The sequence below is a fragment of the Bacteroidota bacterium genome, from assembly GCA_026391695.1.
Classification (GTDB): domain Bacteria; phylum Bacteroidota; class Bacteroidia; order Bacteroidales; family JAGONC01; genus JAPLDP01.
In genome coordinates this window covers 23,124-36,337 of record JAPLDP010000082.1, presented here as the reverse complement: position 1 = coordinate 36,337, position 13,214 = coordinate 23,124, and the positions used below count along the sequence as shown (strand labels likewise).

5 protein-coding genes are annotated in these 13,214 nt (G+C 42.8%); all 5 read left to right on the top strand.

Annotation, left to right across the window (positions count from 1 at the left end):
• Window positions 1-112 precede the first annotated feature (112 nt).
• The 5 genes from NT175_12170 (at window position 113) to NT175_12150 (ending at window position 13,093) form a co-directional block, all read left to right on the top strand.
• On the top strand, window positions 113-1,891 hold the full coding sequence (locus tag NT175_12170; protein ID MCX6235450.1) for a hypothetical protein: 1,779 nt from the start codon (window positions 113-115) through the stop codon (window positions 1,889-1,891).
• Window positions 1,892-1,934: 43 nt separating this feature from the next.
• Window positions 1,935-3,923 (top strand): S8 family serine peptidase, encoded by a 1,989-nt coding sequence (locus NT175_12165; GenBank protein ID MCX6235449.1) that lies wholly within the window; start codon window positions 1,935-1,937, stop codon window positions 3,921-3,923.
• A gap of 1 nt (window position 3,924) precedes the next feature.
• Window positions 3,925-5,226 carry a hypothetical protein gene (locus NT175_12160; protein MCX6235448.1) on the top strand — a complete coding sequence of 434 codons (1,302 nt, stop codon included), beginning with the start codon at window positions 3,925-3,927 and terminating at the stop codon, window positions 5,224-5,226.
• Window position 5,227: 1 nt separating this feature from the next.
• A complete protein-coding gene (locus tag NT175_12155; protein MCX6235447.1) occupies window positions 5,228-10,216 on the top strand; it encodes a DUF5060 domain-containing protein in 4,989 nt (1,662 codons plus the stop codon).
• A gap of 81 nt (window positions 10,217-10,297) precedes the next feature.
• A complete protein-coding gene (locus tag NT175_12150; GenBank protein ID MCX6235446.1) occupies window positions 10,298-13,093 on the top strand; it encodes an agmatine deiminase family protein in 2,796 nt (931 codons plus the stop codon).
• Window positions 13,094-13,214 lie beyond the last annotated feature (121 nt).

The window sequence follows — 13,214 nt, the reverse complement described above, 5'->3', positions numbered from 1 at the left end:
ATCATTTTACTCTTAATTATCTCTGTCAAGAATTCAATAACAAGCAGTAAACTGGCAGGATACTATTTTCAGAATTTACTTTATATTTGCATGACAGCCGATAAAAATGAAGATGAAGACGCTGAAAAATATGCTCTTATTGTTGATTCTTATCATGCTCTTTTTACCTGCTCTGCAAAAGCTCTATCCGTTTTTTGATATCAAAGCACTCAATGGGGACTTTGTGGCCTATCAAAAACCTAAATTCACGTGGGTTGGCTGGTTTCCGGGAATAAATCAGGCGCAGTATACTGATTATCTTGAACAAAACATCGGCTTCAGGAATGCATTAGTGCGGTTCAACAACCAAATCGATTTCAGTCTGTTCCGAAGGGTCCATGCCGAAGGTGTGGTAGTCGGCAAAAAAGACGTGCTTTTTGAATATGATTATATCCGGGAATATATGGGATGGGATTTTATTGGTGAAAAGACCTGGGATAAAAAAATGCGGCGTTTCAAGTACCTCCAGGAATTTCTTAAGACAACAAAAAATATCGATCTCATCTTGGTGCTTGAACCCAGCAAGGCACGATTTGAACCTGAAAATCTTCCTGATCAATACAATACGTCAAAACGAACACTTACAAATTACGATTATATCCGGCGAAAAGCAGACGAACTCGGCATCAGGTACGTCGATATGAATGCATATTATCTTTTAATGAAAGATACCACCCGTTATTTGTTATACCCCAAATATGGCGTTCACTGGAGCACCTACGGTATGACCCTGGTAGCGGATACCCTTATCAGATACCTCGAAAATCTTCGGAAAATCAAGATGCCGGATATTTATGTTGAAAAAATTGATATATCTGATTCACTTCGTGACAATGATTATGATGCCGGCAGACCCCTCAATCTCATATGGGAACTTCCACATGGTCAAATGGCTTATCCGAAGTTACGCTTTGAGCAAAATCCTTCCAAAATAAAACCAAGGGTGCTTGTTGTTGGCGACAGTTACTTTTGGAATATCTATAATACAGGGCTGCCTGCTTCACTTTTCAGCCACCAAAACTTCTGGTATTTCAATTATATGGTTTTCCCGGAAACTTACTGGGATTCAACCTTTGTCAATGATCTGAACATCAGGGATGAAATTGAACGGCGTGATGTCGTCCTGCTGATGGTGACAGAACGATTCCTATATAAATACGACTGGGAATTTATTGACCGCGCATACGAAGCCTTCACTCCCGATCTGGAGCCCGATTACCTCTATAATTATGAAAATGGTATCCGGATAAATGTCGGATTCTTTGATGACCTCGTCAAACGTGCATTAAAGAGATCTAAACCCTTGCAAGACGTTATTACCCAAGAAGCCGATTACCAGTTTAAAACAGAAAATCCGGATAAATACCGTGAAATATATGGATTGCGATATTATGAAGAAATCATCAGATCAGACACCGCTTGGATGAATTTGGTAAAAAATAAAGCGAAACTGTGGAAAATCCCTGTTGATTCAGCCTTGCAACGTGATGCTGACTATATGTTCAATATGGATACACCGGAAATTCGTAAGATATATTATGCAGATAAAATGAATGAAGGCCTGATCCGTTCTGACAAAATACTGATGGCGCAGGTCACCGAAAAAGCAAAGCAGTACTATCTCACTTCTGATGAAATGGTCAGGCAGGAAGCGGTGAGGATATTCAGGGAAGAAACTGGAAAAGCCGAACTGGAAAAGAGTCTTGACGATTATGTGAAGATGATACGAAATGATCAGAAGTGGTTGAACATCGTAAAAGAAAAAGCTTCAAAGCTCGGCATCAGTTTGGATGAAATGTTGCGGAGGGACGCTCAATGGATGTATGACAAGGAGATAAACAAATCCAAATAAGCTTAAATTTTATTACCTTTATTCTTTACTCATTATATTTTTTATGAAAATATTTTTATTTATATCTCTTTTGACCATCCTGCTGATCATATTTCTCCTTCCTTCTGGTTTTTCCCAGACACCAACCTCTTATGTGCCAGGCCGTATCATCGTCCAGATAAAGAAAGATAAGGCCGGCGTGAATTTTTCGGCATTATCGGATCATTTTAGAGATATCAACCTGAAACCTGTCAACTTGCTGTCGCAGCGGCTGAATATATGGCTCTTCAGCTTTGCAGCAGGACGGCAGTCTGACATGACTGTACTGTCGCAGCTTCGCTCCCACCCTCTTGTCATTGAGGCACAGTTTGACCATTATACCACGATACGCGAAGTAGTTCCTAACGATCAGTTTTTTGCCGAGCTGTGGGCCATGAAGAACACCGGACAAATGGGGGGTGTTCCGGATGCTGACATTGATGCCACTGATGCATGGGAGTTCAGCACAGGAGGCCTGTCAGCACTGGGAGATACCATAGTGGTGGCTGTCGTCGATATCGGCTTCGACCTCAACCATGAGGACCTTGACCTCTGGAAGAACTATGAAGAGATACCTGGTAATGGCATCGATGATGACCAAAATGGATACATTGACGATTTTGACGGGTGGAATGCCACGCTCCACAACGGTGAGATCCTCACCGCTGAGCATGGCGCACATATTACCGGTATCATTGGCGCTGTTGGAAATAACGGCATAGGCGTCACAGGCGTAAACTGGAATGTGAAAGTCATGCCTGTCAATAGCCCCACAGGCATTGAATCAGGCATCGTGGAAGCCTATGGCTATATCCTGGAAATGCGTGCCAGGTACAATGAAACCAACGGGCAACATGGAGCTTTTGTGGTGGCCACCAATGCCTCCTTTGGCGTTGACCAGGGCGATCCGGATGACTATCCCTTGTGGGGCGCCATGTATGACTCCCTGGGACATTATGGCGTGCTCAACACCGGCGCCACAGCCAATGTGAACTGGAATATTGATGTTGTAGGCGATGTGCCTACAGCGTTTCCAAGCAATTTTCTCATCACTGTCACCAATACCACCAATGAAGATGAGAAATTCAGCCCTGCTGCCTGGGGTCCGACAACCATTGACCTTGGCGCACCCGGATATTCCATTAAATCCACAACACTTAATAACACCTACTGGTATCTCACCGGAACCTCTATGGCTACACCTCATGTCACCGGCGCGATTGGCCTGATGTTCGCCGCTGCAGATGCCGACTTTATCCAGGAATATAAAAATAACCCCGAAGGCAAAATCCTGGAAATCAAAGACTATATCCTGCAAACAGCAGATGTCATCCCTTCACTCGATGGTCTTACTGTCACAGGTGGCAGACTTAATGTTTATAAGGCCATCCTCGTACTGAAAGGTTATCCCGTGTTGAAAGCATATCCGATAAGCCTTGTAATGATTATGGAAAGTGACACCTCCGGCAGTCTGACATTCAGCATTTCAAATGTGGGAGGTAGTTCAGGTTCTTACGGTATCAGCATAAGCCCACTGGTGACATGGATGAATGTATCCCCGCTGAACGGAATCATCAACCCGGATGAAAGTGAAGATATCACCGCATCATTTAATACAACCGGCCTCTCCAATGGATATTATTACTGTACCATAACCGTCTACAATCCATCCCTCTATACGATTAATATACCTGTTAAATTGCATGTAACACCATTTGTTGGAGTCGAAGAAATCTGGGAAACACGTCTGTTCTGCAGTTATCCGAATCCTTTCAGCACCTCCGCGTACATTGGATTTTCGGTAAAGGAAAATTCCATGGTGCAGATTAATATTTGTAATATTCAGGGAAAGATCCTGCGAAATCTCTTTCTGTCGGAAGTGCCAAACGGTGAATATACCATTACGTGGGATGGCAGTGATGATTACGGTATGAAGGTGAAACAGGGAATTTATTTTTGCAGAATGGTTGCAGGAGAATATGTTTCCATCATAAAACTGCTTTACATTCAATAAAATGAAAAAGATCCTGAACTATGCATTTTGGATCATCCTCTGGGCAAGTTTGATCTTTCTTGCCTTTAACAGGCACAGCAAGTCAGGATATTTTAATTACCATAGTGAGATCTGGGCTGACAAAGCCGGTTATTATGTGTATCTGCCGGCGGCTTTCATCTATCGGTTTCATGTTGATGCATTTCCACGGAATATCGACGTTAAAACCGGAAATGGCTTTTCACTCGATACGATCAACCAAAAAATCATTACCAAATATCCCTGCGGAGTAGCCCTGATGCAATTACCATTTTTCATCCTTGCCCATCTGACTACACCGATCTTACGATTTGAACAGGATGGATTTTCACCGGTCTATCACTGGATGATCAATGTCGCTGCCGTGTCCTATTTGATATTTGGATTGCTTCTCCTATACTCCATACTCAGGAAATATTTCACTTCCCTGATAGCCTATCTGACCATATTCGCACTTTCACTGGGAACAAACCTCTTTTATTATAGTATTGATGAGACAGGCATGACTCATGTTTATTCCTTTTTTTTATTCGCAGCTTTGACTCAGGTCGTACTGAGGTATTTTTCACTTCAAAGCAATAAATCAGCTTGGTTAATCTTACTTGCCTTAATATCTGCCCTTATTGTTTTAGTCCGGCCTCTTAATCTTATATTTCTGCCTGTTGTTTTCTTTCTGGATACCACATCGAGAAAAGAAATTATTGACAGGGTGAAAGACTTACTTTATTGGAAGCATCTGATTATCATAGTACCGGTATTTATTATCATCTTGTTTCCACAGATAATATATTGGTTATATCTTCATGGGAAACCTCTGGTTTACACTTATGCCGGTGAATCTTTTACCAATTGGTACCGTCCGGCTATCGCTCAGTTGTGGTTCTCAACTAACAATGGTCTGTTCCTTTATACACCGCTTTTCACCATAATAATTGCCGGCATGGTAATGATGGTCAAAAATAAAATTATGAATGGATGGTTGTTTCTGATCCTGTATCTTGCCATTAGCTATATTTTTGCTTCCTGGTGGAACTGGTCATTTGGCTGTGGATTCGGGCAGAGATGCTATGTTGAGTATTATGCCTTTTTCAGCATACCCCTGGCTTATGTTATCTCAAAAACAAATAGCCTTAAAAAAAGGGGCATGAGATTTGCCATCTATTCCGTCATCTTTTTATTCGTTATCATCAATCTTAAATTAACCTATTCATACGACGGTTGCTGGTACGGAGGAACATGGAACTGGGAGGAATATCTTAAACTGATCATATCCCCGACAAAGTAAGATGATAAGAAGATTATTAAAAATATTAAGCCTTCTGCCCTTTATCTTTTTCAGTCCGACGATGATATTGGCTCTACCCAACTTCAATTCCATTTCAATCAATTCAGATACTATTGGCAGATATGAAAAACTTGAGTTAACCATCGACCTTTCGGCTGTTTATAATAATCCTTTTGATTACAATCAGATATGGCTCCGCTGTCATTTTACTTCGCCATCGGGAGTTGTGAAGGTCGTCGATGGCTTCTATTACCAGGATTATCTTTTGAATCCTCCTTCGGGAGCACTGATACCGAACGGTGATCCTGTCTGGAAAATCCGGTTCAGCCCCACCCAGATCGGTACATGGACCTATGAAATCAGGTGTACCGATGGAAATGGAACAACATTTTCCGGCACTTATTCCTTTGTTTGCATCACATCAGATAATCATGGATTTATAAGGAAAAACAGTACAAATTTTCTCCTTCACGATGATGGCAATACTTTCTTCCCCATCGGCGAGAACCTGGCCTGGAGCTTTACCACCGATGGTTTCTATGTATATGACAGATGGCTGGACAGTCTGGCAGTAAATGGTGCCAATTTCATCAAGATCATCATGACCCCGTGGTCATTCGGCATTGAATGGAATAACACCGGGTTAGGCAATTACACCAACCGGCTTGATATTGCATTCTGGCTCGACTGGATCCTTGACAAAGCGACTGAGCTAGGTATTTACATGCAACTATGCCCGCTTATCCACAATGAAGTATCTACCACTCAGAATAATGACTGGCAATATAGCCCTTACAATGCCGTCAATGGTGGGCCATGTGCCACTACACTGGATTTTTTTACAAACGCTACAGCCAAGGCTTTCTATAAGCGTAAACTGCGCTATATTAACTCCCGGTGGGGGTATTCGTCCCAATTGATGGCCTGGGAACTGTTCACCGAAACCGATGGGAATGGCGACTTCAATGATCACCATGCCGATATCGACAACTGGCTTATCGAAACCGGTCTGTATCTTAATTCTTATGACATTGCCGATCATCTGATTACCACCAGTTATGCTTTCCTTGAGCATGATCCTGATATGTGGAATAATTCTATGATAGATATCACCCTTATTCACCAGTACAATCCATCCGATCTCGAGCTCCGGCTGCATTCGATGACCCGTGAGTATCTTCAGACTTATAATAAGCCCAACAGTATCGGTGAGTTTGGCATTTCACATGACCCTGATATATGTATTGACCTTGATCCAGACGGGATATCATTCCATAACTCTCTGTGGTCCACATCTTTGTCTGGGGCCTTTGGGGCTGGGTCAACCTGGTGGTGGGATAATTATATTGATCCACAGAACCTCTATTACCACTTCGGCCCTGTTTGCACATTCATGCATTCCATCGACCTGCAATCAGGGGATTACCATCACAGTAGTGTGCTTTGTTCATCAGATGAGTACCTTGATGTGGTCATTGAACCGGGATTCCAGACTTTATTCCAGCTTGCACCGGCCGACTATTTCACTGTTGAACGAACAGGTAATATCATACCAAATGCCAATAACCTCAGCATACTTCTGTATGGTTATATGTTCAACTCCTCGCGTAATCCTCCCCACTTCACTGTCGATTATGCTGAAGCCGGGCAATTTTCAGTAGTCACAGGCGGTACGGCATTTCTGGCCAGGATAAAAATATGGATTGACGAAGTAAATGTGCTAAATCAGGTTGGACATGCCAATACGACTTACACTGTTGACGTACCTGCAGGTAATCATGAAATTTTCGTTGAGAATACAGGAAATGGATATATTGAAGTCGACAAATATATTTTTATTCAATACGCCCCTGTTTTAAGGAGCTTTGCTCTGCAAGATTCCTCTCATGTATTAGGCTGGTTTCAGAACAGGAACTACAACTATGAATATATCAATGCTTATGGAAATCCTCCCCCTGTTTCGGGAGGGGTCATGAATTTTTCCGGTCTCTTCAACAGCTATTATTCTGTTGACTGGTGGAATTGTACCACCGGGGAAGTCGATTCGACCGCATTATTGGCCACCACAGGAGGTATCTTGTCAGTTGAGGCTCCGGCCGTATTATGGGATGGAGCGTATAAGCTAGATTATGTCACTTCAGCTATCACCGCTGCTTTCACAGGATTACCGACAACTATTTGCACCGGCGATACGATATTTTTCACTGACAATTCAACCGGCATAATCACAAACAGGCTTTGGATCTTCCCTGGCGGCACGCCACCCACCTCCATATTACAAAATCCCTACGTAAAATATACTCATTCCGGCACTTATAATGTAACCCTGAATCTCTATAATGATTTCGATACAGTGACACTGGTCAAATCAGATTATATTTCCGTAGATACAGTGCCTCACGCTCCGGGTAATATTATCGGACCGGCTACTGTATGCAAAGGAAGTTCCGGTATAACGTATTCCGTGTCTCCTGTCCCGCATGCCACATCTTATATCTGGACACTTCCTCCGGGTGCGACAGGCAGCAGCACAACCAATACGATTCTGGTTTCTTTTGGAGCGTCAGCCCAGTCAGGCTTTATTAGGGTCAAGGGATCTAACAACTGTGGGGTTGGACCTGTTAAGTCAAAATTTATATCTGTGACTCCTCTCGTTGGCAATGCCAGGCCGATATCAGGCGATGCCAGTATTTGTGCAGGTGAAATACATGTCATTTATTCGGTCAGTCCAATTCCATATGCCACACAATATATATGGACTTTGCCTCCCGGTGCGGTCGGATCCAGTTCATCTAACACAATTAGTGTATCTTATTCATTAACAGCCTCATCAGGAAATATCAGCGTGTATGGCACAAATAGCTGTGGGGCAGGCTCCCCCTCCAACCTGTGGATTGAAGTAACCCATTTACCTGCAGCCGCGGGTTCCATTTATGGAGATACAATAGTCTGTCAGGGTGATATAAACATCTATTATTATATCGATCCTGTAGCCAATGCTTCATCTTATCTATGGACCCTGCCATCGGGGGTTCATGGCTACAGCACAACAAATGAAATCTATCTTACTTTCAGTACCCCGTCAGTATGCTACCTTATCTCAGTGAAAGCGATAAATCCCTGTGGTGAAGGCAGCCCATCCTTTCTTGGCATATGTGTGGCTCCATTGCCTGTTGTGTTAGCTCAGCCGGCGGATACAACTATCAATATTTTTGGAGATGCCATTTTCGAAATACCTTTCATTCCGATGCTCAACTATCAATGGCAAGTCAGCAACGACCATGGCACCAACTGGAACAACCTTTCAGATAATATGACCTATTATGGCTCCAACACTTCAACGCTCCAAATAACCGATGCCGGACCAGAAATGAATGAATATAAATACCGCTGTATGGTAAGTGGATCATGTGGACCTCCCGAAATTTCAGATCCTGCTACTTTGTACGTCGTCCCTCCCGGATGGGATTATAAAATGACTTCCACAAAACACCGCATCATGATACCCCTGCTTGCCCATCCAACGATAAATGGAGAACCTATCTCTGTCAATGATTATATTGGAGTATTCTATGAGGATTCCTCCGGATTAAAATGTGGCGGCCTGCAACTTTGGAATGGATTATCAACAGTGACGGTCAGTGCCTATGGGGATGATCCGCTTACACCTGAAAAAGACGGATTTATGGTAAATGAATACTTTCACTGGAAATTATTTTCACAGAATCTCAATAACAGTTTTGATGCAACGCCAACATTCATTTTCGGACCTGATAAGTTTACTGTCAACGCCTTATCATCCCTGTTAAAACTGGAAGCATTTTACTATATCTACCATGTGATCACCCTGCCTGCCGGATGGAACGGAATATCCAGCTACATCATACCCGAAAATGATTCGGTAGTTAATATTTTCGATTCCATCACCGACCATCTTGTCATTCTAATGGACAAATCAAAAGTATATTGGCCCGGTCAGAATATAAACACCATCATAAACTGGGATCCCTTTACCGGTTACAAAATAAATGTCGATTCATCTATGCAGGTGACCTTTAAAGGTTTCTTCACTTCAGGAAATATTTGTTATCTTAATACTGGATGGAATCTGATGCCGGTAATGAGCGATAATCCGATATCAACACTTCAGACTGATGTCCTCAGCGCTCTGGGTGATACCCTTACCATTGTCAAGGAAATCGCCGGTTTAGGCGTATACTGGCCCGAACAGAATATCTTTACTTTGTTATATCTGATGCCTGGTCTGGCTTATCAGGTACATGTCTCTTATGATTGCCATATCATTTTCCCTGACCTTGACCAAGGGCTGGAACTACCAGAGAACCTGCCAACATATACCGCCTATGTGCCATGGAATACAGTTTGTTCCACACCGGTTTCGCATGTCATTGCTATCGATAAAGAAGCTCTTTCTGTACTTGCACCTGATGATATCCTGGGAGTATTTAACACCACGGGGCTGTGTGCAGGTATGGTGGCAATACCCGGATCAGAAATGAATATACCCCTGGTGGCCTTCGGCGATGATCCGACAACTTTTACCGCTGTTGAAGGATTCCTGGAGAATGAAATGTTCCAGTTCAGGGTCTATCGCCCTGCAACAGACGAAATATTTGAATTAAATGCCATTTTTGACAGGTCACTACCGGATGCAGGACAATTTACAACCGATGGCCTGTCAAAAATCACAGACTTCTCACCCGTCATAACAAAAATCAATGAAACCGCCGCCTTCGGCAAAATCAGCATATATCCCAATCCTGTTTCGGATGCCCTTTTGGTTGAAATATCCAACATAGAGGAAACAACCACCTTCGGAATTTATACTTCCGACGGACACCTTGTCGGGAATGGATATCTGAATCCGGGCCGGTCTATCATAAAATTTGACACCCTTGCTGAAGGCATATATATCATTGAATTTAAGAATTCCCGACAATCCATATGTAAAAAAATCATCAGAGAATAGATCATTCAGATTTTAGTTTTAAATTAGCCCTCCCTTTTCGGGAAGCCTCTCTATTTTATGAATGGACTAATTTCATATAAGATGAAAAGATCATTGCATTTTTTACCTGCGTTTTGGTATCATCTTATCAGGAGAAGGATACCCTGGATCATCGCCTCCATATGTATCTTCATACTCTCCACATCGATTTCCTATTCCCAGGAGCCTCAGACTCCTCCGAAATGGAAATTGATGCACTATCTCAGCGAAGAGGAAATGTTACTCAAGTGGGAGCCTGGACGCGATTTCACGCCCACTGATCCCCCTATCGGTCCAGTTTATAATGTTGCTGAATTTGATCAACAGCAAGGAGTGCTGGTAAGATATCCCTTTGGCATTCCCGTATCGCTGATTGCCGAGATGTCGGAAGATGTCATGGTCACAACCATTGTGGCCAACTCTTCACAGGAAAATACAGTCAGGGATCTTTACACTGCTAATGGCGTCAATCTGGATCATTGTGATTTCTTAATCGCACCCTCTGAATCTTACTGGACAAGGGACTACGGTCCATGGTTTGTCATTGACGGAAATTATCAGTTTGGAATTGTGGACTTTGTTTATAACCGACCCAGGCCAAATGATGACGACATACCGGTAAAGATGGCCGATTTCCTGAGTATCAATCTTTTCGGAATGGATCTCACCACTGCCGGCGGAAATTATATGACCGACGGATATGGGAATTCTGCCTCTTCCGACCTGATATGGGAGGAAAACCAGGAATATTCGCACGATCAGATTGCTCAGCTTGTTGAAGATTATCTGGGTATCACTACCTACAGCGTCTTACCAGACCCGCTGGGAGAATATATCAAACACATTGACTGCTGGGCTAAATTCCTTGATGTGGATAAGGTGCTTATCGGGCAGGTGCCGCAGAGCGACCCACACTATGAAGATTATGAATATATCGCCGAATATTTTACTACCCATCTCAGTGGATGGAATAAACCTTACGAGGTTTACCGGGTTTATACTCCCGGCAGTTATCCGAATACACCTTATACCAATTCTCTGATACTCAATAAAAAAGTTTTTGTCCCCATCACCGGAAGCCAGTGGGATGATGAAGCTCTTGCCGTTTACCAGGACGCTATGCCTGGATATGAGATCTTGGGTATAACTGCCGATGCCGGCGATGAATGGCTGACGACAGATGCCATTCACTGCCGTGCCATCGGTATTGCCGACCAGCAAATGGTATGGGTTAAACATATACCCTTATGGGGATCTTTACCGGAACAAACAGAATTCCCTGTTGAGGCTGACATCATTCCCATGAGCGGCCAGCCCCTTAACCCTGATTCCGTTATCCTGTTTTATAAAATCAATGATGGAGATTACACTCCAGTGACAATGACAACCGGGGATGACACCACTTACTATGGTAATATTCCGGGGGCTGAACCCGGCGATGAAATAGCTTATTACATCCATGCTGTCGACCAATCCGGAAATAGCGCAAATAATCCTTATATTGGCGTCCCTGATCCGCATATATTCCATATCCAGCAAAACTATGAACCGGATATTCTCGTTTATCCCCCGGATATACAGGACACTTGCATCTCGGGCACTTCCCTGTCCAAAACGTTTACAATCTATAATACAGGTAACCTGGATCTGACTTTTACTATCGACCATTCAACAGCCATCGACGAGGACTTTTCTTATCCTGTCAGTAATAGCCCGGATGGCAGCACATGGAACTTCAACACCTATACTGAACTGGGATGGACTGAGTTAGACATATCGGATGAAGGGACTATTGGCAACTGGTCAATGACGTTTGACTGGACAACAACTGGCTTTCCCAATGGTGGTTCCTTCCAGGTCGAGTCACCATCAGGCACACAGGCACAAATATCTGGCAGCCTTAATAATGGTACCTATACCAAAACCGTCGAGGCCTTTAATGGCGAATCCATGCAAGGTATATGGAAAATATGGATACAGGATTCATACGGCAGCGGCGGTCATGAAGCATCAAACCTCACGATGACCATTACCCGTACCTCCCAACCACCCGACTGGCTGATTATCAACACTCTGTCAGGCACGGTCACTCCCGGTGAAAACCAGGAAATTTCAGTGACACTGGATGCCGGACTGCTGCAAGACGGAATGTTTCCGGGCGAAATCTTTATCACTTCAAATGATCCCGACGAACCTCTGGTCACTATTCCGGTGACACTGGTCGTTGAGCCTCTGCCCGATGTCACAGTGATTCCTGATTCCCTGATATATATTAACTATGAACAAATGATTCTCGGACAAACGGTTAAGATACATAATTACAATGACTTAGCTGTCATCATTAACAATATCAATAACCAGGGTTATAATGGTTTCCCGTGGTACATCGATCCCTGGACGATTAATTTACCCTATGAACTGGCTGCCGGTGATTCTCTTGATCTGACTGTTAAAGTACCTATGCCGGTTGACAACTTTGGTTACTGGCTGGAAGATTCATTACTTATTCAGACTGATGCTAGTATTCATAAAGCGGTATTACGAATTGACAGTGATCTTCTGTCGTCTATCGAAAATCATGATAATGACATGGTATTACAGAGTTATCCCAATCCATTTGATAATCTCACCACTATCACATTTACTCTGCTCAAACCTGCCAGGGTAACCATAGAAGTTCATGATCTTAGGGGTCAGATAATAAAAACACTGGTTAATTCATACTTATGTGAAGGTCAACAAAATATTACATGGGATGGAAAAAACAACAATGGTCAGCATATTCCGGAAGGACTTTATATCGTTAAGCTTATAGCCGGTGAAAAGGCAATTATTAAGAAAATAGTAATAACAAAATAATCTGCAACATGTAACTCTTAACCTACAGCTTTTCAATACAATAATCTTTTGTTAAATTATGTTAATTGTAAAGTCATAACTTAAAAAATCAGAAGTTTTACTTTAATTATTATAATTATTT